The organism is Paraburkholderia nodosa, assembly GCF_001718195.1.
Taxonomy (GTDB): domain Bacteria; phylum Pseudomonadota; class Gammaproteobacteria; order Burkholderiales; family Burkholderiaceae; genus Paraburkholderia; species Paraburkholderia nodosa_A.
Genome location: NZ_MCNV01000016.1, coordinates 71,570 through 95,984, shown reverse-complemented (window position 1 = coordinate 95,984; position 24,415 = coordinate 71,570). Strand labels below are relative to the sequence as shown.

The window sequence follows — 24,415 nt, the reverse complement described above, 5'->3', positions numbered from 1 at the left end:
CGCCCCCGTGTCTGCTTTTTTTAACGGCGCGCTAGCGCTCAGGCAGCGACGGCCGCCTTCTCGACGAGTTCGCACACCGCGGCCGTGACCTGCGCCGTGGTCGCCTTGCCGCCCAGGTCGCCGGTGTGCAGCGCGGGGTTCGCGGTCACGGTCTCGATGGCCTGCATCACATGAGCGGCGGCTTCGGTCTCGCCGAGGTGCTCGAGCAGCATCACGACCGACCAGAACGTGCCGATCGGATTGGCGAGCCCCTTGCCCATGATGTCGAAGGCCGAACCGTGGATCGGCTCGAACATCGACGGATAACGCCGCTCGGGATCGATGTTGCCGGTCGGCGCAATGCCCAGGCTGCCCGCAAGCGCGGCGGCGAGGTCGCTGAGAATATCCGCGTGCAGGTTGGTCGCGACGATCGTATCGAGCGAAGCCGGGCGGTTGACCATGCGCGCCGTGGCGGCGTCCACCAGTTCCTTGTCCCACTTCACGTCCGGGAACTCCTTCGAGATCTGTTGCGCGATCTCGTCCCACATCACCATGGCATGGCGTTGCGCGTTGCTTTTGGTGATGACCGTGAGCAGCTTGCGGGGGCGCGACTGCGCGAGGCGGAACGCGAAGCGCAGGATGCGCTCGACCCCGGCGCGCGTGAGAATCGAGACATCGGTCGCGGCTTCGAGCGGATGCCCCTGGTGCACGCGGCCGCCCACACCCGAATACTCGCCTTCGGAGTTCTCGCGCACGATCACCCAGTTCAGGTCTTCGGGCTTGCAGCGCTTCAGAGGCGCGTCGATGCCGGGCAGGATGCGCGTGGGCCGCACGTTCGCGTACTGATCGAGGCCCTGGCAGATCTTCAGGCGCAGGCCCCAGAGCGTGATGTGGTCGGGCACGTCGGGGTCGCCCGCGGAACCGAACAGAATGGCGTCCTTGTTGCGGATGGCGTCGAGCCCGTCGGCCGGCATCATCACGCCGTGCTGGCGGTAGTAGTCGGCGCCCCAGTCGAAGTTTTCGAATTCGAACGCGAAGCGCTGCGTGGTTTTCGCAAGCGCTTCCAGCACTTCCTTGCCCGCGGGCACGACTTCCTTGCCGATGCCGTCGCCGGGAATGGTCGCGATGCGATAGGTCTTCATGTCTCGTTCCTGTGAAGTGAGGCCAGTGTGGGTTCACTTTACCGAACTCCCGGTTCAAAAACCGGTGCTAGACTCAAAGCATCCTTAACTTGAATTCACAAGTGGCGACCGTGACCGACACCGTTCTACCCGCCGATCTTGGCTTTTTCTCGACGCTCGCCTCCTCGGGCAGCCTGAGCGCCGCCGCGCGCGAACTGGGCCTCACGCCCGCCGCCGTGAGCAAGCGGCTCGCGCAAATGGAGGAGCGCGCCGGGGTGCCGCTCGTGAACCGCACGACCCGCCGCATGATGCTGACGCCAGAAGGCGAGGTGTACCTGGAGCACGCGCGCCGCATTCTCGACGAGATCGACGAGCTGGGCGAGCTGCTGGGCGGCTCGAAGAAGCATCCCAAGGGCTTGCTGCGCGTGAACGCGACGCTCGGCTTTGGGCGCAGCCATATCGGGCCCGCGCTTTCGCGTTTCGTCGCGCAGTATCCACAGGTTTCCGTGCAGCTTCAGCTTTCGGTCATGCCGCCGCCGCTCACGGAAGATTCATACGATGTCTGCATCCGCTTCGGCGAGCCGCCCGATACGCGCGTGATCGCGCGGCGTCTCGCAGCGAACCGGCGTTTGCTCTGCGCTTCGCCCGCCTATCTCGCGAGCCGGGGCACGCCCGCCACGCCGCACGACCTCGTGAAGCACAACTGCATCAGCATTCGTCAGGGCGACGAAGCCTATGGCGTGTGGCGGCTTTCGCACGAGCGCGGCAATGCGCGCAAATCGGAAGCCGTCCGGATCAATGGCAATCTCACGACCAACGACGGCGAGATTGCCGTGAAGTGGGCGCTGGACGGGCATGGCATTTTGATGCGCGCGGAATGGGACATCAACGAGTATCTGGCGGACGGGCGGCTCGTGGTCGTGCTGCCCGAGTATGAAACGCCCGGTGCGGATATCTACGCCGTGTATGCGCAGCGGCACCAGTTGTCCACGCGCATTCGGGCTTTCGTCGACTTCCTCGCTATCGAATTGAGCAAGTCGCAGCGATATCCAGTAGCCCGAAGCGCTTAGCGATGCTTCATGTCGCCGCCGTGGCGATCACGGCGGCGAGGCGCTCCGCGGCCGCTTTCATTTGCGCGCTGAGAAAGCCGCCAAAGCCCAGGATGAGCCCGGGGCGTGCGGTGCCCGCGGCGAACATCGGCGACGCTGCGCGCACCGCGATACCCTCGTTCGCTGCAAGCCGCACGATCTCGTGATCGTCCAGCCTCGCGGCGAGCCAGAGCACGAGATGCATGCCCTGATCGCCGGGCTCGATCCACGCCAGTTCACGGGGCAAAAGCGCTTCGAGCGTTTCGATCAGGCTGAGCCGCTGCTCGGCATAGACGTTGCGCACCTTGCGGACGTGTCGCTCGAGGTGCCCCTCGGTCATGAAGGCGGCGAGCACGTGTTGATCGGCCGTTGGCGGATGGCGGTCCATGAGCACGCGCGCGCCGCAGAACGCATCTACGAGGCTGGGCGGCACGACGACGTAGCCAAGCCGCAGTGACGGAAACAGGATCTTGCTGAAGGTGCCGAGATACACCACGCGATCCGGCGCGAGGCCCTGAAGCGCCGGAAACGGAGAGCCCTCGTAGCGCAGTTCGCTGTCGTAGTCGTCTTCGACGACCCAGCCATGGGCCGAGCGCGCCCAGGCGAGCAACGCCGCGCGCCGCGCCATGCTCAGCGGCATGCCGAGCGGATATTGATGCGAAGGCGTGACGAACGCCACGCGCGCCTTCGGGGCCATGCGAATGCCGGCCTCGACGTCGAGACCCTCGGCGTCCACGGGCACGCGCACCATGGCGTCGCGGTAGGGCAGGCTTTCGAGGATGGCGGTGACGCCACGATAGGCCGGGTTCTCGACCCACGCCTGGTCGCGCGGCCCCAGCAGCACCTGGCTTGCGAGAAAGAGCCCCTGCTGGGTGCCGCTCGTCACGATGACCTGATCCGCTTCGCAGCGCACCGAGCGGGACTTGCGCACATAATCGGCAATCGCTTCGCGCAGCGCCAGTGCGCCCAGCGGGTTGGCATAGCCGGTCGGCGAGGCGGGGCCACGCGCGCGCAGGCGGTTGCCGAGCCGGCGCCAGATGTCGCCGGGCGCGGTCAAGCCCGTTGGCACCGAAATGGCGAACGGCACCGGAGGAAGCGGCTTGAACTCGCGTCCGATCCTGGCGAACGTTTCGGCGCGCTCCGGCAGCCCGGCTTGCGCCGCCTGCGATGAAGCCACGCGGGGCTCGCGCGCGGGCGGCTCCGCCAGTGCGAGCGCCACGCGGGTACCTGCCCCGGCTTTCGATTCAAGAAAGCCTTCGGCTATCAGCTGTTCGTAGGCCTCGACCACCGTACCGCGCGCGACCCGGAGCGAAGCGGCGAGCGCGCGCGTGGAAGGCAGCGCATCGGCGGGCCGCAGATCGCCTTTGCGCACCGCTTCGCGCAGCGCCTCGGCCAGCTGGCGGCTGAGATTGCCGGCCTCCCGGTCCAGCGTGCCGAACGATGGCATCTCAGCGGCCTGTGCGGTTCTCGGCATGATTCTGGTTCACTGGATTATGAATAAACTGGATCTATAGAATAAACCACTTTTGCGGCAGACTCGGATTTGTGGCGGCTGCGGCCGCGCTCGCCCATCACCTTACGAGCAGGGACAAACGCATGTACGTACCAGCCCATTTCGCCGAAAACCGCAAAGACGTTCTGCACGATTGCATCGCCCAACATCCGTTCGGCACGTTGGTCACGCAGGGCAAAAGCGGGCTCGATGCGAATCACATCCCCTTTGAACTCGCGGCGGGCGAGGGCGAGTTGGGCGTGCTGCGTGCGCACGTCGCGCGGGCCAACCCGGTTTGGCAGGACGTGGCGAACGGCGACGACGTGCTCGTGATCTTCCGCGCGGGCGACGCGTATATTTCACCGAACTGGTATCCGAGCAAGCACGAGGCGCACAAGCAGGTGCCGACCTGGAATTACGTCGTGGTCCATGCTCACGGGCGCATCAAGATTCTCGACGACGAGCGCTACGTGCGCGGCGTGATTGGCCGCCTGACGCGCACGCACGAAGCCACGCAGCCCAAGCCCTGGAAGATGGCCGATGCGCCCAAGGACTACACGGACACGCTCGTCAAGGCGATCGTCGGCGTGGAGATCGAGATCACGCGTCTGGTCGGCAAGAGCAAGCTCAGCCAGAACAAGGAAGAGCGCGATATTCGCGGCGCGGGCGACGCGCTCAAATCGAGCGGCGAGTCGCGCATCGCCGACGCCATGCTTGCCGCTGCCGACGCGAAGGCGCAATAACGCGCACCCGCGCACACGAGGGCACCGTCATGGCAAACGACCCTTCGCTCGCGCCTGGGTTCTCAGGCATCGATTCAGCGAGCCTGCCATGGGTGCCCTCCCGCTTCGCGCCCGGCGTGGAGGTCAAGAACCTCGGCAAGGCAGACGGCCGCGCGATGCAACTGGTCCGGTTCGCTGCAGGGGCAACGTTCCCTGATCACCGCCATACGGGCCCGGAGTTCATCTACGTACTCGAAGGCGAGGCCGTGCAAAACGGCCGGCGGCTCACTGCGGGATACGTGGGCATTGCCGAACGGGGCACCGTCGACGCGGGATTTCATAGCGACACGGGCTGCGTGTTCCTGCTCGTTTACGACCTGGACCAGGTGTTCGACGAAACCTGATCGCCACACAGGCTCGCGGGGAAACACGGGTAAACCACATTCCAGGCGCTTGAAGAAAATCTTCACACGCCTATTCAACTAGTATTTAATAAACCGGCGCGGCAGTGAGCGACGGGTCACGCGCGTCGCCGTGACCTGACCCTGACGGTACGAGGCCGGAACGATGAATCCCCACGAATACGAAATCCACGATGCGCGCTTTCGCATGCTGCTGCAGCCCAACGCGCAGTTCGAGAAGCTCGCGGGCGGCTGCATGTGGGCGGAAGGACCGGTGTGGTTTCCCGCCGGCGACTTTCTTGTCTGGAGCGACATTCCCAACAACCGGATGATGCGCTGGGTGCCCGGCATCGGCACGGGCGTGTTCCGCGCGAACTCGAATTTCAGCAATGGCAACACGCTCGACCGCGAATGCCGGCTCGTGACCTGCGAGCACGGCACGCGCCGCGTCACGCGCACGGAGCACGACGGGCGCATCACCGTCATTGCCGACCGCTACGAAGGGCATCGGCTGAATTCTCCCAACGACGTGATCGTGCATTCGGACGGCTCGATCTGGTTCACCGACCCCGACTACGGCATTCTCGGCGACTACGAGGGCTTTCGCGCGCCGAGCGAGATCGGCGCATGCCACGTATATCGCGTGGCGCCCGATACGGGCGTGGTGCGGCGCGTGGCCGACGACTTCATGAAGCCCAACGGGCTCGCCTTCTCGCCCGATGAATTGCGGCTCTATGTGGCCGACTCGGGCGCATCGCATATCGAGAACGGTCCGCATCACATCCGCGTATTCGACGTGGATCCGCAAGGCGGTTTGCACAACGGGCGGTTATTCGCGGACGTTTCGCCTGGGGTGCCGGACGGCATGCGCGTGGACGAGCATGGCAACGTCTGGACGAGCGCGGGCGACGGCATCCACTGCTATGCGCCCGATGGCACGCTGCTCGGCAAGATTCTCGTGCCGGAGACGGTCGCGAATCTCGTGTTCGGCGGCCCGAATCGCAATCGCCTATTCATTGCAGCCAGCACGTCGCTGTACTCGCTTTACGTGGGCGTGCGCGGCGCTGCCTACGGAGACCGGCTATGACACTTCTCGACCCCGCCTCGCTTTCGGCCGCGCTCATTCTCCTCGACCGGCGCGACGACGTTGCCATCGCGCGCGGACAGTTGATGCCTGGCTCGACACTCTATGGCGACCATACGGTCGCGGGTATGATTCCGCCTGGCCACAAGGTCGCGCTGCGCGATATCGAGCCGGGCGAACCCGTGCGCCGCTATGGGCAGATCATCGGCTTTGCGAGCTGCCCGATCCGTCGCGGCGAACACGTGCATACGCAGAATCTCTCGATGGGCGATTTCGAGCGCGACTACGCCTTCGGCGTGGACGCGCACGACACGCCCGCCGCTGCGCAACCGGCCACGTTTCTCGGCATTCGGCGCGCGGATGGCCGCGTCGCGACGCGTAATTACATAGGCATCCTGACGTCTGTGAACTGCTCGGCCACGGTCGCGCGCGCGATTGCCGATCACTTTCGCCGCGACATCCACCCCGAAGCGCTGGAAGCGTTCCCCAACGTGGATGGCGTGGTGGCGCTCACGCACGGCGAAGGCTGTGCGCTAGCGGCCGAGGGCGAGCCGATCACGGTGTTGCGCCGCACGCTCGCGGGTTATGCGCGGCACCCCAACTTTTACGCCGTGCTGATCGTCGGGCTCGGCTGCGAGACGAATCAGATCGACGGTCTCGTGGAAGCGGAACAACTCGAGCGCAGTACGCGCCTCTCGACCATGACGATCCAGCAGACGGGCGGCACCGCGCGCACGGTGGCAGCGGGCATCGAACAGGTGCGTGCGCTGCTGGCCGATGCGAACCGCGTGACGCGCGAGCCGGTCGATGCGCGTCACCTCATGGTCGGCTTGCAGTGCGGCGGCTCGGACGGCTATTCCGGCATTTCCGCGAACCCGGCGCTCGGCGCGGCCGTGGACCGGCTCGTCATGCACGGCGGCACGGCGATCCTCTCCGAAACGCCCGAAATCTACGGCGCCGAGCATCTGCTCACGCGGCGCGCGGTGTCGCGCGAGGTGGGTGAAAAGCTGGTGGCGCGCATTCGCTGGTGGGAAGCGTATTGTGCGCGCATGGAAGCCAACATGAACAACAACCCGTCTGCCGGCAACAAGGCGGGCGGCCTCACGACCATTCTCGAAAAGTCGCTCGGCGCGGTGGCGAAAGGCGGGACGACGCGGCTCGTCGAAACCTACGAGTATGCGCAGCCCGTGCGCGCCCAGGGTCTCGTGTTCATGGATACGCCGGGCTACGACCCGGTGTCCGCCACAGGCCAGGTGGCGGGCGGCGCCAACCTGATCTGCTTCACGACGGGTCGCGGCTCGGCATACGGCTGCGCGCCTTCGCCGTCGCTCAAACTCGGCACCAACAGCGCGCTGTGGCGACGCCAGGAAGAGGACATCGACCTGAACTGCGGCCGCATTCTGGACGGCGAGCAAAGCGTGGACGAGGCCGGTGCTGCGATCTTCGAGCTGATGCTCGCGACCGCCTCCGGGCAGCGCACGAAGAGCGAACTGCACGGCTACGGCCAGAACGAATTCGTGCCCTGGCATCTGGGGGCGGTCATGTAGAGCGGGAGCGATTCGAACAGGCGCCGCCATTCACTGGATAGACGGCGCCACATTCAGAAGGAGTGCTTTCGATGAAGGAAAAATCGCGCTGGCTGGTCATTTTCTTCTGTTTTCTGGCGATAGCGGTCAACTACATCGACCGCGCCAATCTCGCGGTAGCGGCGCCGCACATCATGAAGGACCTCGGCATTGGTCCTGCCGCCATGGGGCTGCTGCTCAGCGGCTTCTTCTGGACTTACGCCGTGATGCAACTGCCGTTTGGCTGGTTCGTCGACCGGGCCGGCGCGCGCATCGCATTGCCGTTCGCCGTGGGCTGGTGGTCGGTGTTCACCGCGGCCACCGCGGTGGCGGGCGGCTTCGCGGCGATGTTCGGCTGCCGGCTCATGCTCGGCGTGGGCGAGGCGGGGGCGTATCCGTCGTGCGCGAAGCTCGTGAGCCAATGGTTCTCGCGCGATGAACGCGCGCTCGCCACGAGCATCTTCGACAGCGGCTCGCGCGTGGGCTCCGCACTCTCGCTGCCGCTCGTGGCCGCCATCATGGCCGCGTGGGGCTGGAAGGCGTCGTTCGTGATTACCGGCGCGCTCGGGCTCGTGTGGATCCTGGGCTGGATCGTGATGTACCGGGAACCCGAGGCGCGGGCCGCACTCGACAAGCCGCGCGCCCCCGCGCCGGCCGCCGCCTCGATACGCTGGAGCGGCCTGTTCCGCTACCGCACCGTGTGGGGCATGATGCTCGGCTTCTTCTGCCTGAACTTCGTCATTTACTTCTTCATTACGTGGTTCCCGAGCTATCTCGTCGAGGCGCGCGGTTTCTCGCTCAAGTCGCTCGGTACGCTCGGCACCTTGCCCGCCATCGCCTCGATACCGGGCGGCTGGCTGGGCGGCTGGCTTTCCGATGCACTCGTGAAGCGCGGCTGGAGCCTGACGGCTGCGCGCAAGACGTGCATCGTCGGCGGCATGCTGCTTTCGTCCGTGATCACGCTAACCGGTGTTGTTCAGGATATCTATGTAATGCTCGCACTCTTCGCGATTGCTTATGGGAGCCTCGCGGCCGCGGCGGCCAGCATCTGGTCGCTGCCTGCCGACGTCGCGCCCACGCCGCGGCATGTCGCTTCGCTGGCGGGCATTCAGAACTTCGCGTCGAATCTCGCAGGCATCGCGCTGACGACGTTTACCGGCGTGATGCTGCAGCTCACGCGCGGCTCGTTCACGATTCCGCTCGTGGTCGCCGGTGGGTTTTGCGTGCTCGGCGCGGTGAGCTATCTTGTGATTGTCGGACGCGTCGAGCCGCTTGAGGCTCCCGAGGCCAGCCGCGTCGACCAACCGGCTTACGCGCCGCGCACGTAAGCACGTAACCACGAAGGCGCGGCCTCTTACTCCGCCGCCATACACAGGGTCACGTACATGTCGAATGCCGCTGCTGCAAAAGGTTCAGAAGTCGTTATCGAGGCTCGTGCGCTGCACGCCTTCGTCGTCGCCATCTGGCGCGCGGCCGGCAGCGAGGCGCGCGAGGCGACGCTGGTTGCCGATCATCTCGTCGAAGCCAATCTCGCCGGGCACGACTCGCACGGCGTGGGCATGATTCCGCGCTATATGCTGTCGTGCCGCGAAGGCGAGCTCAAACTGAACGCGCACGCGCAGGTCGCGCGCGACGCGGGCGCGGTGCTCACGATCGAAGGCGGGCGCGGTTTCGGGCAAGTCACGGCCTTCGAGGCGATGGAACACGGCATCGAGCGCGCGAAATCGCTCGGCGTGTGTGCACTCGGCCTGCGCAACGCGCATCACATCGGACGTATCGGGCACTGGGCGGAGCAATGCGCGCGCGCCGGGCTCGTGTCGTTCCACTTCGTCAACGTCGCGGGCGATCCGCTCGTCGCGCCGTTCGGCGGCATCGACAGGCGCTTCGGCACCAATCCGTTTTGCGCGGCGTTTCCGCTCGAGGGGCGCTCGCCGCTGGTGCTCGACTTCGCCACGAGCGCGATTGCGGCGGGGAAAGTGCGCGTGGCCTACAACAAGGGCGTGGATGTGCCAGCCGACGCCCTGATCGACAGCGACGGCCGCCCCACGCGCGATCCGGGCGCGCTGTTCAGCGATACGCAGCACGGTGCGCTGCGCGCTTTCGGCGGCGCGGTGGCGGGCCATAAGGGTTCGGGGCTCGCCGCGATGTGCGAAATTCTGGCGGGCGCGCTCTCGGGCGGCTTCACCACGCGCGAGCAAACCATCGTCTCCACGCACGCGATCGTCAATTGCATGACGTCGGTGATCGTCGATCCGGCGGCGTTCGACGCGCCCTCGCGCGAGCACGAAGCGCTTGCGTTCGTGGAATGGCTGAAGGCCACGCGGCGCGCAGCGGGTGTCGACGAGATCCTGCTGCCCGGCGAGCGCGAGGACGCGACGCGGCGGCAGCGCGAAGCGCAGGGCATTCCCGTGGATGCGACGAGCTGGTCGCAGATCGTCGATGCCGCGCGTATGGCGGGCGTGACTGAGGCGGAAATCGCGGCGTGCGAGAGCAGCTCGCGTTAACTGCCAGGCTAACTACGTTCCGCTCACTCGTCGCACTTCACCTCGTTTTTGGGCGCGACGATGATCACCGGGTAGGTGCCGCGATCGAGTTCGACGCGCACGACGATGGCGGTGGTGGCAGGGTCGCTATCGTCGTACACGCTCACCTTCTCGTTCTTCAATAGCGTGACGCCGGTGCAGCCGGACGCGTGGCTGTCGTCGTCGGCGATCTTGCATTGAATCTCGTTGTCCTTGAGGTAGCGAATGCGGTCGCGGTCGGGCGTGGCCAGATAGTCGCGCACGCTTTGCGCCGAGCCTGCCACGCCCGTCACATAACCGATCGCGCAGTCGCGCTTCGAATTCGAATCGCCCGACGACGTCTGGGCAAGGGCGGGCGTTGCGACCAGCGCCATGGCAGCGAAGGCAGCGAGGACCGGCGAGAGGGTAGGACACTTCATGAGTGATCGATTGCCGCAAAAGTGGAAGCGCCGATTTTAACGCCTGCGCGATATCCGCTAAGATCGACGCGGAATTCACAGAGCGAAGCGACCGCAAGCCAGAACGCGCAATGGACCGAATCGACGCCATGAAGGTTTTCGTCGCCACGCTCGACGAGGGAAGTCTCGCGGGCGCGGGCCGCCGGCTGGGCCGCTCGCCCGCCGCGGTGAGCCGGGCCATTGCGTTCCTCGAGGAGCACACCGGCACGGCGCTGCTGTACCGCACCACGCGCACGATTCGCCTGAGCGAGGCGGGCGAGCGCTATGCGCTGGCATGCCGGCGCATTCTCGCCGATCTCGAGGAAGCCGACCTGCTCGCCGCCGACGAACGCTCCGCGCCGCGCGGGCTGCTGGGCGTCACGGCGGCGGTGGCCGTGGGCGAAGAAGTGCTGCGCCCGATGATCGAGGCGTTCATCGACCGCAACCCCGAGGTGTCGATCCGTCTGCACCTGCTCGACCGGCCCGCGAGCCTCATCGACGAGGGCATCGACGTGGCGTTGCGCATTGCGCATCTGCAGGATTCGACGCTCGTCGCCATCCCGGTGGGCGAGGTGCGGCGCGTGGTGGTCGCCTCGCCCGACTATCTCGCCACGCATCCGGCCATCGAGACGCCCGCCGATCTCGCGAGCCACCCGATCATCTCGATGACGCATTTCGGGCTCGACTCGTGGAGCTTCCCGGCGGCGCGTCAGACCGCGCTGCCCCAGGTCGTGCAATTCTCGCCGCGCTTCATCGTGAATACCATACGCGCGGCGCGGGCTTCGGCCGTGGCAGGGCATGGCGTCACGCGGCTCTTTTCCTATCACGTGGCCGAAGAGGTCGAGGCGGGCCGGCTCAGGATCGTGCTGCGCGACAGCGAGCATGGGCCGCTGCCCGCGAATCTCGTCACGCCGCACGGGCGCCTGTCGGTGCCTAAGGTGCGCAGTTTCGTCGATTTCGCCGTGCCCCGGCTACGTGAGTACTTCGAGCAGGCCCGGCGCATTACCGACGCCGACTGAGCACATCTTCACCATTCGTTCGCCTCACGGAAGAATGACTTACGTATCGCGGTGATTCTCTCGCTGCGCGATCTAACCTAGACTGGCTCCCATGTTCAGCGGGTGCTTCATTGCATTCGCTCCTGGGAGTCGCAATGCATCAAGCCGTCTCGAATCCGTCCGCGCCTGCGGCCTGCAACGCGGTCTCCGCCACGACGAGCTTCGCCGTGATGCAGGCGGTTGCCGCGTACGGCCTGTCGTTCGTGTTCTCGTCGAGCGGCGGCAACTACCTCGCGCTGTTCGCGCTCGGCGCCGCGGCGCTCGGGCTCGCGCTCTTCGTCGATCTCTTCTCTGCGTTGAGGGCCAAGTGAATACCACTGTTTCCTCGCCCGCGGCTGCGCTGCGGCAGTCAAAGCCGCAACCGCGCGGCTATTCGGAGCGCAATGCGCAGTACTGGCGGCGCAATCTCGTCGTGTGCGTGATCGGCTCGTTCACGACGCTCGTGAGCCTCAGCATGCTGCTGCCATTCCTGCCGCTCTACGTTCGGCAGCTCGGCGTGAGCTCGCAGTCCGCCGTGATCCAGTGGTCGGGCGTGGCATTCGGCGCGACCTTCCTCGGCACGGCGCTCACCGCCCCGATCTGGGGCCGCCTTGCCGACCGCTATGGCCGCAAGCCCATGCTCGTGCGCGCGGCCATCGGCATGGCCGTGGTGATGTCGATGATCGGCGTGGCGCACAATGTGTACGAGCTCGTCGCGCTGCGTCTGATCGCCGGCCTCGTAGGTGGCTACGCGTCGGCTTCCACGGTGATGGTCGGCACCCAGGCGCCGCGCGAGCGCGCGGGCTGGGCGCTCGGCATTCTTTCCACGGGCGCGCTCGCGGGCAATCTCGTCGGGCCGCTGGTGGGCGGCGTGCTGCCCGGGTGGATCGGCATTCGCGGCACCTTTTTCGCCGGCGGCGCGATGATCGCCGTGGCGGCGCTCCTGACCATCTTCGTCGTGAAGGAAGAGTTTCATCCAGAAAGCGACGCGAAACCGCACGCAAGCAACGCGGCGGCCGGTTCGGGCAGCGGTGCGCGCCGCCCCGACTATGCGGTGGTGGCCGCGCTGCTCGTGACCGCGATGATGGTGCTGCTCGCCAACATGTCGATCGAGCCCGTCATCACGGTGTATATCGGCAGTCTGGGCGTGGGCGCGGCGCATCTCGCGCGCGTGGCGGGCGTGGTCATGGCATGCTCGGCGCTTGGCAGCATGCTCACGGCGGCGCGCCTCGGCGCACTGGCCGACCGCTTCGGGAGCTGGCGCGTGATCGTCGCCTGCCTCGTGCTCACCGGGCTCGCGATGGTGCCGCAAGCGTTCGTCATACACTGGTGGCAGCTCGCGGGCCTGCGCGTGGTGATGGGCATGACGCTCGCGGGGCTCTTGCCTTCCATCGGCAAGCTCGCGCGGCAGTCGGTAGACGAAAGCAAAACGGGCCGCATGCTCGGCTATTTGCAGTCGGCGCAATTCAGCGGCCAGGTGGTGGGGCCGGTGATCGGCGGCGTGGTCGGCGTTCACTTCGGTCTGCACGCCGTGTTCTTCGCGACCGGCGCGCTGCTGGTCGCATGCGGCGGACTCGCGCACTGGGCGCAGCGCCGCGCTCACGCTTGAAACGGGAACGGATCCGGAGGGAACGCAACATGAGCACTCAAGTGGACCAGCGGGCGTTGCTGCGCTCGCTCGGCATTCAGAAGCCGATCATCCAGGCGCCCATGGCGGGCACTACCACGCCGGCGCTGGCCGCCGCCGTGTCGAATGCGGGCGCGCTCGGTTCGCTGGGCGTGGCCGCGATGAACGCGGAGAACGCCCGTCGCGCGATCCACCAGACGCGCGAGCTGACGGCGAAGCCGTTCAACGTCAACGTGTTCTGCCATCGCCCGGCCACGCCCGACGCGGCTGTGGAGCGCGCGTGGCTCGACTGGCTCGCGCCGGTGTTCGAGCAATACGGCGCGAAGCCGCCTGCCTCGCTCTCGGAGATCTACATGAGCTTCGTCGTCGACAAGGCCATGCAGTCCATGCTGCTCGAAGAGAAGCCGGCCGTGGTGAGCTTCCATTTCGGCCTGCCGCCCGATGCGGTGATCGCCGAGCTCAAGCACGCGGGCGTCCGGTTGTTTGCGAGCGCAACGAGTCTCGACGAAGCGGCCGCAGCGGTGGAGGCGGGCGTGGATGCGATCGTCGCGCAGGGTGTGGAGGCGGGCGGCCATCGCGGCGTGTTCGATCAGGACGCCCGCGACGACGGCCTCGGCACGTTCGCGCTCACGCGCCTGCTGGTGAGCGAATTCGACGTGCCCGTGATTGCGGCGGGCGGCATCATGGACGGCGCGGGCATCGCGGCCGCGCTCGCGCTGGGCGCGCAGGCGGCGCAACTGGGCACGGCGTTCGTGGCCTGCCCGGAGAGCGCGGCCGACGAAGGCTATCGCGCCGCCTTGCTCGGCGACCCCGCGCGCCATACGACGTTCACCTCGGCAATCTCGGGGCGGCTTGCGCGCAGCATCGTCAATCGCTTCACCGCGCTTGGCGAGGACCCGAAGGCGCCGCGCGTTCCGTCTTATCCGATCACGTACGACGCGGGCAAGGCGCTGATCGCGGCTGCGAAGGCCAAGGGTGAATTCGGCTACGGCGCGCAGTGGGCGGGCCAGGCCGCGCCGCTCGCGCGCGCGTTGCCGGCGGCGGAGCTGGTGGCGCAACTGGAGCGCGAGACGCGCGAGAGCATCGCACGGCTGCAGTCGGTATGGGCTTGAGCGGCATTTGATCGACGCAAACGGGAACATCGGCACGCGCGATGGATGCGCGTGCCGATGTTCCTTTAGGCGGCGGAAAAGACGGTTTCAGGCAGGCAGAATCTGCGCGATCACCACGAGTTCGACGGGCAGATCGAGGGGCAGTCGCGCATGCGAGAACGCGGAGCGCGCGTGCCCGGCCTTCTCGCCGAGCGCGGCGGCGAAGAGATCCGATGCGGCGTCGAGCACGGCAGGCTGCTCGAGAAAGCCTTCTGGCCTTGTAGTTGCCGAGCGGTTGCGGCGCGACGGCCAGAGCGAGACCGAGATCGGCAAGTTTTTGTTCGACGGACACCATGTTCTCCTCGAGTGGCGATGCGTATTCGCCTCATGTTGGACGCATCAGAATAGAACTAAAGCATCTGGCGCGAGCTGGAGCCATCAGGAGAAAAGGGCATGCAACGCAAATTCGACGATCTGCTGCTGGGCAGCATCGAACTGTTCTGCCAGGCGGCGGAGCTGGGCAGCTTCACGCTGGCGGCCAATGCGGCGAGCGTCACGCCCGCCGCGGTGAGCCGGTCCGTGGCGCGGCTCGAAGAGCGGCTCGGCGTGCGCCTGTTCGTGCGCACGACGCGCCAGATTCGCCTGACCGATGCGGGGCGGCGCTACTTCGAGCAGTGCCGCCAGGCGCTCTCGCAACTCGTGGACGCGGAGCGCGAAGTCACGGGCGAACAGACCACGCCGGCTGGCGTGCTGCGCATCAGCATGCCCACGCCCTACGGGCACTATCGCGTGCTGCCGCTCTTGCCGGCGTTTCGCGAGCGCTATCCGGAGGTGCAGGTCGACACGCATCTGAGCAACCGCAACATCGACTTCGCCGACGAAGGCTTCGACCTGGCGATCCGCGGGCGCGCGCCCGCCGATTCCAACCTGGTGGCGCGCAAGCTGGAAGACGCGGAGATGGTGGTGGTGGCCACGCCCGCCTATCTGAAGCGCGCAGGCGTGCCGAAGACCGTGGCGGATCTGCAGTCGCACGAATGCATACAGTTCGAACTGCCAAGTAGTGGGCGCCATCTTGCCTGGACGTTCGACGGCAATGCCAATGAAGATGGCGACGTGATCACGAGCGGAAGTTACGGAACGTCGGGCGACGCGCTCGCCGGCGTAACGCTCGCGCGCGCGGGAGCGGGGCTGTTCCAGACGTATCGCTTCGTCGTCGCCGACGACCTGCGCGAAGGCCGGCTCGTGGAAGTGCTGCGAGAGGAGGGAGGGCGTACCCGGCCGTTCATCCTGCTGTATCCGCACGCACGTTATTTGACGTCGCGGGTGCGGGCGTTCGTGGATTTTCTGGTGGAGCAGCTTTCGGCGCCTGCGGTTTCGCCAAAAGCGAAAATCGGAATGGCAAAGCGTTGAAGCGCGACTAGCGGAATAGCCTCGCCACTGGATCGTTTACGCAAAACGCGGGGCGCGCGAAGCATGGTGCGTTCACTGGCCGCGCGAGTCGTCCTGGCGTCCGGACCGTCCCCGCGAGAAGGAGGTGTCAGATGAAAGCTTCCCCCGCGTTGTCTGCATGTCGTTCATACTTCGGCCGGAACCGGGCGGCGTTCGTGCCGCGACTGCGTCATCTCGCGATGGGCGCCGGGCTCTTCGCCCTGACGCTTGGGACCGTGCGCGCCGACGGCCTGCAGGCGATCCTGCCGCCGGCCTTTGCGACTTCATCGACCGTGCCGTCCAATGGCGACGTCAATCCGTACGGCATCGCATTCGTACCGTTCGGCGTGCCCTCATGGAGTACGCTCAAGCCCGGTGACGTGGTGGTGTCCAACTTCAACGCGAAATCGAATCTGCAAGGCACCGGCACGACGATCGTGAAGCTCGTTCCGAATAGCCCGCCAGTGACGTTCTTCCAGGGCGCCAACCTTGGTCTCACGACGGCGCTCGCCGTGCTGCGAAGCGGCTTCGTACTGGTGGGCAACGTGCCGACCACGAACGGCAAGGACGTCATCGCGCCGGGCTCGCTTCTCGTCATCAATCCGCAGGGCCGGCTCGTCAAGGAACTGAAAGATGCGCGGCTGCTCGACGGCCCCTGGGACCTCACCGTGCTCGACGGCGGCCAAATCGTGAAGGTCTTCGTCTCGGACGTGCTCGACGGCACCGTCGCCCGGATAGACCTTGCGATCGGCGAGGACGGCGTGAAGGAGTTGCCCTCCTCGACCATCGTCGCTTCGGGCTACATGCATCGCACCGATCCGGCTGCGCTGGTCGTCGGCCCGACGGGCCTCGCCTATGATGGCCAGCACGACGTGCTCTACGTCGCTTCGACAGGCGACAACGCGGTATTCGCCGTCTACGGCGCGGCGGGTGCGAATCATAGCGGCGGAGTGGGGCGGCTGATCTATCAGGACAATACCCACCTGCACGGACCGCTTGCCCTTGCGCTCGCGCCCAACGGGCATCTCGTCACGGCCAATGGCGACGCCGTGAACGCCGACGCGCAACAGCCCAGCGAGATCGTCGAATTCACCATGGACGGCCAGTTCGTCGCGCAGATGTCGGTCGATCCCACGACGGGTTCCGCGTTCGGGCTCGCATTTGGCATGGACAGCCAGCACCACTCGCAGTTCGCCGCCGTCGACGACACTACCAACGCGGCAACGGTCTGGACGTTGCGCACGGGTAACTGATCGCCAACAATGCACGTCACTGCCCACGGCTCGCCCCGCAGCACAGGGGTGAGCCGGGCAATGGCAATCGATGAGCCGCATCGCGGCGAGCGACCTTGCGGCTCTTTGGTTCTCTGCCGAACAAACGCGGGTAGATCGCGCACGTCGAGCCGCCGGGCCGAAACCGGATGCGGCATACTGGAAAGCGAACCACGCGTTTGTTTTCGCAGAGAGCCGCGATGATCTTTCGCCAGCTTTTCGACCCCGTATCGTCTACCTATACCTACCTGCTCGGCGACCCCGAAAGCGGCGAGGCGCTCCTGATCGACCCGGTCTACGAGCAGGTGCCGCGCGACCTCGCGCTGCTGCGGGAGCTGGGCTTGCGCCTGCAGGCGACGCTCGATACCCATGTGCACGCCGATCATGTCACGGGTGCGTGGCGTTTGCGCGAGCGCAGCGGGAGCCAGATCGCGCTCGCCGACGCGGTGGGCGCCGAGGGCGTGAACCGTCCGCTGCGGCACGGCGATCGCATCGCCTTCGGCAAACGGTATCTGGAAGTGCGCGCCACGCCTGGTCACACCAGCGGCTGTCTGACCTACGTCCTCGACGACGCGAGCATGGCCTTTACCGGCGACAGCCTGCTGATACGCGGCTGCGGCCGCACCGATTTCCAGGGCGGGAGCGCGGAGCAGCTGTTCACTTCCGTGCGCGAGCAGATTCTCACGCTGCCCGACGACTGCCTGCTCTACCCGGCGCACGACTATCGCGGCATCACGGTCACGAGCGTGGCGGAGGAGAGGCGCTTTAATCCGCGCCTGGGCGGCGACGTCGATCTCGGCGACTTCGCGGGCTACATGCACAACCTGAATTTGCCGCACCCCAAGCAGATGGCCGTCGCGGTGCCCGCCAACCTGCGCTGCGGCAAGCCGGAAGGCGACGCGCCGATCCAGGAAACGCCCGACTGGGCGCCGCTCACGCTGCGCTTCAGCGGCGTATGGGAAATCGAGCCCATGGCGCTACTGGAGCATGCGGCGGCGCTGCAGATCGTCGACGTGCGCGAGGCGCCCGAGTTCATCGACCATCTCGGCCATCTGCCCGACGCGAAACTCGTGCCGCTCTCGCAACTGATGTCGCGCATCGACGAGCTCGATCGCGACCGGCCGGTCGTGGCGGTGTGCCGCTCCGGCGTGCGCTCCGCGCAGGCAAGCGTATTGCTGACCAAGGCGGGCTTCGGCAAGGTGGCCAATCTCGCTGGCGGCATGTTGCGCTGGAAGGCCGAGGGATTGCCCGTCGCGCCGTGCAGTCCGTGATGACGCCCTGGAGGAGACGAACATGACAGCCCACGACTTCGCCGAGTTTTCCTGGGATGAGCAGGAAGACGTCAAGGCTGTGCTCGCGAGCCGGGGGCTCGACCTGGGCGAGTTCCGGATCTCGGACAACGAGAAAACCGCTGCCGGCGGTGAGCGCGCGGCGATTCGCCAGGTATCCGTCACCCGGATCGCCAACGGCAAGACGGCCACCTACGACACCGATCACTTCGCCCCGTGGATCACGGATTTCGACGAAGCGCTGCAGGCCGGCGAGTTCGACGACTGAACCCCATGGAGCGCCGGCGCCGATGACGCCGACGAGGCCACGTACGGTCCTCCGCGCATGGCCGGCGTACACTCGTCCCCTTGGGAAAGGAATCGGAAACGAGGAGCCAGGCTTGCCATGACGAACGCCACGGTGACTGAGGGCCGGAATGATCACTGGCTCGTCGCGCGGCGCGATGCGCAGACGGGCATCGAGAGTCTGCGCGCGCATTTCAGCGGCCACGCTTACGATCCCCACGATCACGACGACATGCTGATCGGCTATACGGAGCAGGGGGTGCAGCGCTTTCAGTGTCACCGGTCGCTGCATACGAGCGTGCCGGGCCGCGCGATCCTGATCGAACCGGGCGCGCTGCACGACGGCCACGCGCCCGAACCGGGCGGCTTCACCTACGCGATGCTGTACCTCCCGCAGCCGTGGGTCGAGTGTGCGGCGCGCAGGCTGAACATCGCGGGCCTGGGCGGCGTGGCGGCCGCTTTCGGCCAGACGCTCGTTGACGACCCGCGCCTGACCGAGTCGATCCGCCGGGCGTTTCTTGCGCTATACGGCGAGGAAGGCCGGCTCGCGCGCGACGAGGCGCTCGACTGCTTGCTGGAGCGCCTGGGCGGCCATCTGCTCGATACGACCGCAGCGGCGCGCCCCGCTTCGCCCGCCCTTGCCCGTGTGCGCGACCTGCTGCACGAACACATGAGCGCGAACATCGGGCTCGACGAACTCGTCGATAGCTCGGGCATCGACCGGTTTCGTCTGACGCGCCTGTTCCAGCGCGAGTTCGGCACGTCGCCCCATGCGTACCTGGTGCGCTTGCGCCTGCGTGCCGCGCGCAGGCTGCTGGCGGCGGGCCACACGCCGGCGCGGGTCGCGGCTGAAGTGGGTTTCGCCGACCAGAGCCATCTCGGCCGCTGGTTTCGCCGCGCGTACCGCATGACGCCGGCCGCCTACCGGCGCATGTGCGCGCGCATGGACGCGCACACGCCGGACTGAACGCATCCGGCAGGTCATGTCATATCGATTCCAGGCGCGATGACCGGCGCACACCATGACACCGCGGCGCTGCTCGGCACGCTATCGGCTCAACGCGGCCTGAGCCCGTTGCAGCCACTCGCCATTGTGCTCGCGGGCGTGACGCGGCCAGTGCTTCGCGTCGTGCACGATCTCGGCGTAAAGCTCGCGCGAGCGCTGGCGATCGGCGTCACCGGGCTGCTTTGCCAGCCAGTCGGCGAAGAGACAACGCGGAGCGGCGTCGCTCGCGCACGAGAGCGCGGCTTCGAACGCGGCGCGGGTGCCCGCTGCGCCATTCGCGGCGAGCGCCCGTGCATACAACAAGGAGGGATCCGGCTGCTGGCGGGCGACAGGCTGGAGGGCGAACAGCTTTTCCAGCGTCTCCTGCGTGGCTGCGGTATTGCCATTGGCAAACTGCGCGCGTGCGAGACCTTCGAGCAACGCGGGATCGGATGCGAACGGCCCGGTGGCCGCCGCCTGGTAGTGCTGCAGCGCTTCGACGGCGTTGCCCGCGTCGAGCAGCGCAGCGCCCAGGCGCATACGGTGCGCGACGGTCGGCGCGCGGTCGAAATCGTTGCGCGCTTCGCGCACGGCGCGGTTGGGGTCGACCAGTTGCGAGATGGCCCGGCCTGTTGCCCTCGCCCCGCGCGACTGGCGCAGGCTCGGCAGATAAATGACGAAGAAGTAGACGAGGCTGCCAAGCCCGGGGAAAAGAAACAGGATCAGCAGCCAGTACATGTTCTGCTGGTTGCGGATCGCGTGCACTGCAAAAAGCAGCGCGATGATGACGTAAAGGCTGATTCCGAAAATGCGCATTGACGAGAGGGCCCGTTGTGTTGCGTGGTTGTGTTACGTGATTGTGTTACGCGTCGCAGGCGTCGAAATGACTGGAAGCTGGCGGATCAATGGCGACGCCCAGGCAGTTTGCGCTGCAGCGACTCGAGCTTTTCAATGATACCCGCCGGCAGCTTGCGTTCGCGCGCGATCGCCATGCTATCGCGGCCTTGCGGGTCGGCGATGGACGGATCGGCTCCCGCTTCGTTCAGATTCGTCATCGCGCCATACGGCTGCCCAAAGCGAATAACTGGCGTTGGCGCCTTGCTCGAGAAGGAACGCCGCATTCAAGCAACTGCCGGATTGCGCGGGCGGCGCAATGCCCCCGCGCGTGACCGCATCCGCTGCCAATTTGCACGCAAAGATCCGGCACAGGCAGAATACGAAATTCCGGCCGACTCAAATCGGGCTGGACTCCGCGGGCGAATGGCCATGAGCGGCCGCCCGCGCAACAATCAAAAATCGAGCTTAGGGGAAGTTGAACATGATCGGACGGATTCTGGCGGCGGTATCGATGATCGGCGCTTTGGCCGCTTTGGCGGGCTGCAACACGGTCGCCGGTTTCGGGCAGGACATCACAGATTCCGCCCGGGCCGTCCAGCGCGTTCTGTGACGACTCGCTGGTCGGCAGGCCAGGAATTGAGCCCCGCGACGTGGTGCGGGTCATGAAGAGCGCACTGCCGCAATAACGCCGGCCGGTATTTCCCTTGGCAGAGACTCTCGAACCGGGTCTCTCGGCTTTGCACCAAATCGATCAGTAATCCTGTTTGAATCGACTGCACCGCAGTCATTATTCTGAATAAAAGCCATTTTTATTCAGAATAATTAAAAGCATAAATAACACCGTCGCTCATGGAAATCCCGTATAAATCCGCGTGACCCGCGAAAGCTTCGGGAAGGGTTTGAATCACTAGAATCCCCGAAACGATCGAAGTGGCGAGCATCGCGCCACCGGCCTATCCCGACGGAGACAATCAATGCAATTGAGTTTTGGCGCGCTGCGTCGAGTCGCACTCGCTGGTGGCCTGCTGTTTGCCATGGCGCTTCAAGGCGCGCATGCCGCCGACGATGCCGGCGAGAAGATCACCATCATGGTCGGCGGTATCACGAAGCTCATTTACCTGCCCGCGCGCCTCACCGAACAACTGGGCTATTTCCGCGACGAAGGGCTGAACGTCGAGTTGCTCTCGCAACCCGCGGGCGTGGATGCGGAGAACGAACTGCTCGCAGGCGCGGTGCAGGCCGTGGTCGGCTTCTACGATCACACTATCGACCTGCAGACCAAGGGTAAGGACGTCAAGGCGATCGTCGTGTTCGGCCAGGTGCCGGGCGAAGTGGAACTGGTGTCGTCGAAAGCGGCGGGCACGATCAAGTCGATGGCCGACGTCAAAGGCAAGACGCTCGGCGTGACGGGCCTTGGGTCCTCGACCAGTTTTCTCACGCAGTATCTGGCGAGCCAGCATGGCATCGCCTCCAGCGCCTACACCATGTTGCCGGTGGGCGCGGACGCGAGCTTCATCGCGGCCATCAAGCAGGGGCGCATCGACGCGGGCATGACGACCGAGCCGACCGTATCGGCGCTGCAAAAAGCCGGCGATGCAAAGGTGCTCGTCGATATGCGCACGGTCGAAGGCACGCGCGCCGCGCTCGGCGGCACCTATCCCGCCGCAAGCCTTTACGTGCAGGACGCATGGGCCCAGTCGCACAAGGCTCAGGCGGTGAAGCTCGCGCACGCGTTCGTGCGCACCATGCAATTCATTCACACGCACAGCGCCGAGGAAATCGCCGCGCAAATGCCCGCCGACTATCAAAAGGACAAGGCGCTTTATGTGAGCGCACTCAAGGCCTCGCTGCCGATGTACACCGCAGACGGCAAGATGCCCGCCGACGGTCCGGCGACCGTACTGAAGGTGCTCTCCAGTTTCAATCCCTCGGTGAAGGGCAAGCACGTGGATCTGTCCGGCACCTACACGAACGAATTCGTCAGCGCGAAATGAAGCAGGTCCGGAGCTGCCGTCCTGCGCTCGCCGTCTGGCGGTCCGGTATCTGAGAGAGCGCGACATGGTGCATAGCCTGCGTGGGCGGTTGCTGTTGTGGCTGCTGGTGCCGCTCGCCGCGTTTGTCGTTGTGACGAGTTGCGAGTCGTACGATGCCGCGCGGCAGACCGCGGATCTCGTGCAGGACCACTCGCTGCTGGATTCGGCGCGCACGATCATCGAGGACGTCGACTGGGACAACGGCTCCCTCAGAGCGACAATCCCGCCGGCGGCGTTGGAACTGTTCGAATCGCCGTGGCAGGATCATGTGTTCTACACGGTGCTCGCCGGCAATGGCCGCTTGCTGGGCGGCGCGCCGGACTTGCCGTTGCCGCGCGCGAACACCGCCGAGGTGCCTGTGTTCTACGACACCACGTATGCGGGACTGCCGATTCGCGCCGTGGCCTACGAGCGCATGCTCTACGACTCGGGCCGGGCCGAACGCGTCATGGTGATCGTCGGCAAGACGATCGCGTCGCGCGAGGCGATGATCAACGCCTTGTGGAGGCCGCAACTCGCACGCCAGTGGTTCATGCTGGCGCTCGTCGCGCTGCTCGTGCCGCTCGGGCTTACGCTCGAGCTGCGGCCGCTCATGAAGCTCAAGGACGACGTCGCGGACCGCGAGCCCGTGCAACTGGAGCCGATCCGCCCGGATCATCTGCCATCGGAACTGAGGCCGATTGTCGAGGCGATCAACCAGTGCATCGCGCGGCTCAAGGTGCATGCCGCCATGCAGCGGCAGTTCATCGCCGACGCGGCGCACCAGCTGCGCACGCCGCTCACGCTGCTCACCACGCAAACGCAATTCGCGAGTCAGTGCGACGCGAACGATCCCGCGCTTTTCGACGCACTCAAAGGTGTGCGCCGCACCAGCCAGAAAATGGCGGAGTTGACGAATCAACTGCTTGTGCTCGCACAGGCGGAATCGATGACGCAATCGTCGCCGAGCCAGACGCGCGTCGATCTCACCGAGGTCGTGTCTTCCGTGCTCGAAGAGATGGTCCAGGCGGCGGAGCGGCGCGGCATCGATCTCGGCGCGGAACTCGACGACGACGTGCACGTGGCGGGCAACACCGGCCTGCTGGCCTCGCTCGTGTCCAACCTGATCGACAACGCCATTCGCTATACGCACAAGGGCGGCCGCGTGACGGCCGTGTGCCGCAGCGAAGGGGAGCAGGTCATGCTGCAAGTGGTGGACAACGGCCCCGGCATTCCAGCCGAGGCCCGTGCGCACGTGTTCGAGCGCTTCTATCGCGTCGCGGCGGATACCGACGGCACGGGGCTTGGTCTCGCCATCGTGCATCAGGTCGCGCGCTCGCACGGCGGCTCGGTGAGCGTTGCCGCGGGGGCCGAGCGGGTGGGTCTGGTCGCGACGGTGCGTTTGCCCGTCTGGCCCGGATGAGGAGGGGTAAGAAGGACCATGAAGCTGCTGCTCGTAGAAGACAACGCCGAACTCGCGCACTGGATCGTCAACCTGCTGCGCGCCGAGAATTTCACGGTGGACTGCGTGGCCGATGGAGAAGCCGCGGACTCCGTGCTGCTCACGCAGAGCTATGACCTCGTGCTTCTCGACATGCGCCTGCCGCGACTGAGCGGCAAGGACGTGCTCAATCGTTTGCGGCGCAGGCGCAACAACGTGCCCGTGCTCATGCTGACCGCGCATGGCTCGATAGACGACAAGGTGGCGTGTTTCGGCGCGGGCGCCGACGACTACGTGGTCAAGCCGTTCGACAGCCGCGAACTGGTTGCGCGCATCAAGGCGCTGATACGGCGGCAGACTGGCGAGAAGTCGGGCTGGCTGACCTGCGGCGACCTGCAGTACGTTTGCGACACGCGCGAGTTTCGCCACAAGGATGCACCGCTCACCCTGCGCCGGCGCGAGCACTCCATCCTCGAAGCACTCATGCTGCGCCAGGGCAAGGCTGTGCCTAAGCAGGCGCTGCTGGATCGCATCTGCAGCCTGAGCGACGAACCGAGCGTGGACGCGATCGACATCTACATCCATCGCCTGCGCAAGCATCTGGCGGAATCGAGCGTGCAGATCACCACGCTGCGCGGCCTCGGCTACATCCTTCGCGTGAAAGAGGCGGTGGCGGCCTGAGCAGGCCGGCTTTATTTACG

General features: G+C 66.1%; 24 protein-coding genes and 2 pseudogenes. 20 read left to right on the top strand and 6 right to left on the bottom strand.

The features are described 5' to 3' along the window. Positions 1 to 38: 38 nt before the first annotated feature. Complete coding sequence (locus BFD71_RS24845; RefSeq protein WP_069266975.1) at positions 39 to 1,121, bottom strand: tartrate dehydrogenase; 1,083 nt, start codon at positions 1,119 to 1,121, stop codon at positions 39 to 41. 110 nt (positions 1,122 to 1,231) lie between these two features. Here BFD71_RS24845 and BFD71_RS24840 point away from each other — a divergent pair, with 110 nt between their 5' ends. Continuing rightward, a complete protein-coding gene (locus BFD71_RS24840) occupies positions 1,232 to 2,170 on the top strand; it encodes a LysR family transcriptional regulator (protein ID WP_069267051.1) in 939 nt (312 codons plus the stop codon). Between the two features lie 7 nt (positions 2,171 to 2,177). On the opposite strand, the gene pdxR is transcribed toward BFD71_RS24840, so the two are convergent. After that, complete coding sequence (pdxR, locus tag BFD71_RS24835; RefSeq protein WP_069266974.1) at positions 2,178 to 3,662, bottom strand: MocR-like pyridoxine biosynthesis transcription factor PdxR; 1,485 nt, start codon at positions 3,660 to 3,662, stop codon at positions 2,178 to 2,180. A gap of 122 nt (positions 3,663 to 3,784) precedes the next feature. On the opposite strand from pdxR, the gene BFD71_RS24830 reads away from it, so the two are divergent. From BFD71_RS24830 to BFD71_RS24805, 6 genes are all read left to right on the top strand, one after another. Then, positions 3,785 to 4,423 carry an FMN-binding negative transcriptional regulator gene (locus tag BFD71_RS24830; RefSeq protein ID WP_069266973.1) on the top strand — a complete coding sequence of 213 codons (639 nt, stop codon included), beginning with the start codon at positions 3,785 to 3,787 and terminating at the stop codon, positions 4,421 to 4,423. 29 nt (positions 4,424 to 4,452) lie between these two features. Beyond that, positions 4,453 to 4,806, top strand: a complete 354-nt coding sequence (locus BFD71_RS24825) for a cupin domain-containing protein (RefSeq protein WP_069266972.1) — start codon at positions 4,453 to 4,455, stop codon at positions 4,804 to 4,806. Between the two features lie 163 nt (positions 4,807 to 4,969). Continuing rightward, positions 4,970 to 5,890 (top strand): SMP-30/gluconolactonase/LRE family protein, encoded by a 921-nt coding sequence (locus BFD71_RS24820; protein ID WP_069266971.1) that lies wholly within the window; start codon positions 4,970 to 4,972, stop codon positions 5,888 to 5,890. Then, complete coding sequence (locus tag BFD71_RS24815; RefSeq protein ID WP_069266970.1) at positions 5,887 to 7,434, top strand: UxaA family hydrolase; 1,548 nt, start codon at positions 5,887 to 5,889, stop codon at positions 7,432 to 7,434. The genes BFD71_RS24820 and BFD71_RS24815 overlap by 4 nt, the downstream gene beginning before the upstream one ends. Before the next feature lie 71 nt (positions 7,435 to 7,505). Continuing rightward, the gene (locus BFD71_RS24810) at positions 7,506 to 8,780 is read left to right on the top strand and encodes an MFS transporter (RefSeq protein ID WP_069266969.1); all 1,275 of its coding nucleotides are present in this window, start codon (positions 7,506 to 7,508) and stop codon (positions 8,778 to 8,780) included. Positions 8,781 to 8,837: 57 nt separating this feature from the next. Next, the gene (locus tag BFD71_RS24805) at positions 8,838 to 9,956 is read left to right on the top strand and encodes a malate/lactate/ureidoglycolate dehydrogenase (protein ID WP_069266968.1); all 1,119 of its coding nucleotides are present in this window, start codon (positions 8,838 to 8,840) and stop codon (positions 9,954 to 9,956) included. 23 nt (positions 9,957 to 9,979) lie between these two features. On the opposite strand, the gene BFD71_RS24800 is transcribed toward BFD71_RS24805, so the two are convergent. Continuing rightward, positions 9,980 to 10,393, bottom strand: coding sequence for a hypothetical protein (locus BFD71_RS24800; protein ID WP_069266967.1), 414 nt, complete (start codon positions 10,391 to 10,393; stop codon positions 9,980 to 9,982). A 110-nt stretch (positions 10,394 to 10,503) separates the two neighbouring features. Here BFD71_RS24800 and BFD71_RS24795 point away from each other — a divergent pair, with 110 nt between their 5' ends. From BFD71_RS24795 to BFD71_RS24780, 4 genes and pseudogenes are all read left to right on the top strand, one after another. Next, the gene (locus BFD71_RS24795) at positions 10,504 to 11,430 is read left to right on the top strand and encodes a LysR family transcriptional regulator (RefSeq protein WP_069266966.1); all 927 of its coding nucleotides are present in this window, start codon (positions 10,504 to 10,506) and stop codon (positions 11,428 to 11,430) included. A gap of 185 nt (positions 11,431 to 11,615) precedes the next feature. Beyond that, positions 11,616 to 11,780, top strand: a pseudogene (locus BFD71_RS24790) (MFS transporter); the annotation flags it as partial. Next, positions 11,777 to 13,057 carry an MFS transporter gene (locus tag BFD71_RS24785; RefSeq protein ID WP_069266964.1) on the top strand — a complete coding sequence of 427 codons (1,281 nt, stop codon included), beginning with the start codon at positions 11,777 to 11,779 and terminating at the stop codon, positions 13,055 to 13,057. The pseudogene BFD71_RS24790 and the gene BFD71_RS24785, both read left to right, overlap by 4 nt. A gap of 29 nt (positions 13,058 to 13,086) precedes the next feature. Next, the gene (locus BFD71_RS24780; protein ID WP_069266963.1) at positions 13,087 to 14,187 is read left to right on the top strand and encodes an NAD(P)H-dependent flavin oxidoreductase; all 1,101 of its coding nucleotides are present in this window, start codon (positions 13,087 to 13,089) and stop codon (positions 14,185 to 14,187) included. 87 nt (positions 14,188 to 14,274) lie between these two features. On the opposite strand, the pseudogene BFD71_RS24775 reads toward BFD71_RS24780, so the two are convergent. Continuing rightward, positions 14,275 to 14,439: pseudogene (locus BFD71_RS24775) on the bottom strand (RidA family protein); the annotation flags it as partial. A 180-nt stretch (positions 14,440 to 14,619) separates the two neighbouring features. Between BFD71_RS24775 and BFD71_RS24770 the strand changes: the two are divergent. From BFD71_RS24770 to BFD71_RS24750, 5 genes are all read left to right on the top strand, one after another. Continuing rightward, entirely contained in the window at positions 14,620 to 15,576 is a 957-nt protein-coding gene (locus BFD71_RS24770) for a LysR family transcriptional regulator (protein WP_069266961.1), read from the top strand. A 131-nt stretch (positions 15,577 to 15,707) separates the two neighbouring features. Then, the gene (locus BFD71_RS24765) at positions 15,708 to 16,847 is read left to right on the top strand and encodes a hypothetical protein (protein ID WP_256094904.1); all 1,140 of its coding nucleotides are present in this window, start codon (positions 15,708 to 15,710) and stop codon (positions 16,845 to 16,847) included. A gap of 218 nt (positions 16,848 to 17,065) precedes the next feature. Further along, on the top strand, positions 17,066 to 18,136 hold the full coding sequence (locus tag BFD71_RS24760) for an MBL fold metallo-hydrolase (RefSeq protein ID WP_069266960.1): 1,071 nt from the start codon (positions 17,066 to 17,068) through the stop codon (positions 18,134 to 18,136). Positions 18,137 to 18,158: 22 nt separating this feature from the next. After that, positions 18,159 to 18,422, top strand: a complete 264-nt coding sequence (locus tag BFD71_RS24755) for a hypothetical protein (RefSeq protein WP_069266959.1) — start codon at positions 18,159 to 18,161, stop codon at positions 18,420 to 18,422. A gap of 117 nt (positions 18,423 to 18,539) precedes the next feature. After that, positions 18,540 to 19,406, top strand: a complete 867-nt coding sequence (locus BFD71_RS24750) for an AraC family transcriptional regulator (protein ID WP_069266958.1) — start codon at positions 18,540 to 18,542, stop codon at positions 19,404 to 19,406. A gap of 81 nt (positions 19,407 to 19,487) precedes the next feature. Here BFD71_RS24750 and BFD71_RS24745 read toward each other — a convergent pair whose 3' ends face one another. Both BFD71_RS24745 and BFD71_RS41580 read right to left on the bottom strand, forming a co-directional pair. Next, positions 19,488 to 20,240 (bottom strand): hypothetical protein, encoded by a 753-nt coding sequence (locus BFD71_RS24745; protein ID WP_069266957.1) that lies wholly within the window; start codon positions 20,238 to 20,240, stop codon positions 19,488 to 19,490. Between the two features lie 86 nt (positions 20,241 to 20,326). Next, positions 20,327 to 20,479 (bottom strand): hypothetical protein, encoded by a 153-nt coding sequence (locus tag BFD71_RS41580; RefSeq protein ID WP_176732957.1) that lies wholly within the window; start codon positions 20,477 to 20,479, stop codon positions 20,327 to 20,329. Positions 20,480 to 20,742: 263 nt separating this feature from the next. Between BFD71_RS41580 and BFD71_RS42295 the strand changes: the two genes are divergently transcribed. The 4 genes from BFD71_RS42295 (at position 20,743) to BFD71_RS24730 (ending at position 24,395) form a co-directional block, all read left to right on the top strand. Continuing rightward, on the top strand, positions 20,743 to 20,871 hold the full coding sequence (locus BFD71_RS42295; RefSeq protein ID WP_256094903.1) for a hypothetical protein: 129 nt from the start codon (positions 20,743 to 20,745) through the stop codon (positions 20,869 to 20,871). Positions 20,872 to 21,295: 424 nt separating this feature from the next. Beyond that, entirely contained in the window at positions 21,296 to 22,255 is a 960-nt protein-coding gene (locus tag BFD71_RS24740) for an ABC transporter substrate-binding protein (RefSeq protein ID WP_370684311.1), read from the top strand. Between the two features lie 64 nt (positions 22,256 to 22,319). Beyond that, positions 22,320 to 23,696, top strand: coding sequence for a sensor histidine kinase (locus BFD71_RS24735; protein WP_069266955.1), 1,377 nt, complete (start codon positions 22,320 to 22,322; stop codon positions 23,694 to 23,696). 18 nt (positions 23,697 to 23,714) lie between these two features. Beyond that, the gene (locus BFD71_RS24730) at positions 23,715 to 24,395 is read left to right on the top strand and encodes a response regulator (protein ID WP_069266954.1); all 681 of its coding nucleotides are present in this window, start codon (positions 23,715 to 23,717) and stop codon (positions 24,393 to 24,395) included. The last annotated feature ends 20 nt before the right edge of the window (positions 24,396 to 24,415 follow it).

Coding starts and splice junctions, on each gene's coding strand:
- BFD71_RS24845 (WP_069266975.1), bottom strand. CDS start 1,121: ATGAAGACCTATCGCATCGCGACCATTCCCGGCGACGGCATCGGCAAG.
- pdxR (WP_069266974.1), bottom strand. CDS start 3,662: ATGCCGAGAACCGCACAGGCCGCTGAGATGCCATCGTTCGGCACGCTG.
- BFD71_RS24830 (WP_069266973.1), top strand. CDS start 3,785: ATGTACGTACCAGCCCATTTCGCCGAAAACCGCAAAGACGTTCTGCAC.
- BFD71_RS24825 (WP_069266972.1), top strand. CDS start 4,453: ATGGCAAACGACCCTTCGCTCGCGCCTGGGTTCTCAGGCATCGATTCA.
- BFD71_RS24820 (WP_069266971.1), top strand. CDS start 4,970: ATGAATCCCCACGAATACGAAATCCACGATGCGCGCTTTCGCATGCTG.
- BFD71_RS24815 (WP_069266970.1), top strand. CDS start 5,887: ATGACACTTCTCGACCCCGCCTCGCTTTCGGCCGCGCTCATTCTCCTC.
- BFD71_RS24810 (WP_069266969.1), top strand. CDS start 7,506: ATGAAGGAAAAATCGCGCTGGCTGGTCATTTTCTTCTGTTTTCTGGCG.
- BFD71_RS24805 (WP_069266968.1), top strand. CDS start 8,838: ATGTCGAATGCCGCTGCTGCAAAAGGTTCAGAAGTCGTTATCGAGGCT.
- BFD71_RS24800 (WP_069266967.1), bottom strand. CDS start 10,393: ATGAAGTGTCCTACCCTCTCGCCGGTCCTCGCTGCCTTCGCTGCCATG.
- BFD71_RS24795 (WP_069266966.1), top strand. CDS start 10,504: ATGGACCGAATCGACGCCATGAAGGTTTTCGTCGCCACGCTCGACGAG.
- BFD71_RS24780 (WP_069266963.1), top strand. CDS start 13,087: ATGAGCACTCAAGTGGACCAGCGGGCGTTGCTGCGCTCGCTCGGCATT.
- BFD71_RS24770 (WP_069266961.1), top strand. CDS start 14,620: ATGCAACGCAAATTCGACGATCTGCTGCTGGGCAGCATCGAACTGTTC.
- BFD71_RS24765 (WP_256094904.1), top strand. CDS start 15,708: ATGAAAGCTTCCCCCGCGTTGTCTGCATGTCGTTCATACTTCGGCCGG.
- BFD71_RS24760 (WP_069266960.1), top strand. CDS start 17,066: ATGATCTTTCGCCAGCTTTTCGACCCCGTATCGTCTACCTATACCTAC.
- BFD71_RS24755 (WP_069266959.1), top strand. CDS start 18,159: ATGACAGCCCACGACTTCGCCGAGTTTTCCTGGGATGAGCAGGAAGAC.
- BFD71_RS24750 (WP_069266958.1), top strand. CDS start 18,540: ATGACGAACGCCACGGTGACTGAGGGCCGGAATGATCACTGGCTCGTC.
- BFD71_RS24745 (WP_069266957.1), bottom strand. CDS start 20,240: ATGCGCATTTTCGGAATCAGCCTTTACGTCATCATCGCGCTGCTTTTT.
- BFD71_RS41580 (WP_176732957.1), bottom strand. CDS start 20,479: ATGACGAATCTGAACGAAGCGGGAGCCGATCCGTCCATCGCCGACCCG.
- BFD71_RS42295 (WP_256094903.1), top strand. CDS start 20,743: ATGATCGGACGGATTCTGGCGGCGGTATCGATGATCGGCGCTTTGGCC.
- BFD71_RS24740 (WP_370684311.1), top strand. CDS start 21,296: ATGGCGCTTCAAGGCGCGCATGCCGCCGACGATGCCGGCGAGAAGATC.
- BFD71_RS24735 (WP_069266955.1), top strand. CDS start 22,320: ATGGTGCATAGCCTGCGTGGGCGGTTGCTGTTGTGGCTGCTGGTGCCG.
- BFD71_RS24730 (WP_069266954.1), top strand. CDS start 23,715: ATGAAGCTGCTGCTCGTAGAAGACAACGCCGAACTCGCGCACTGGATC.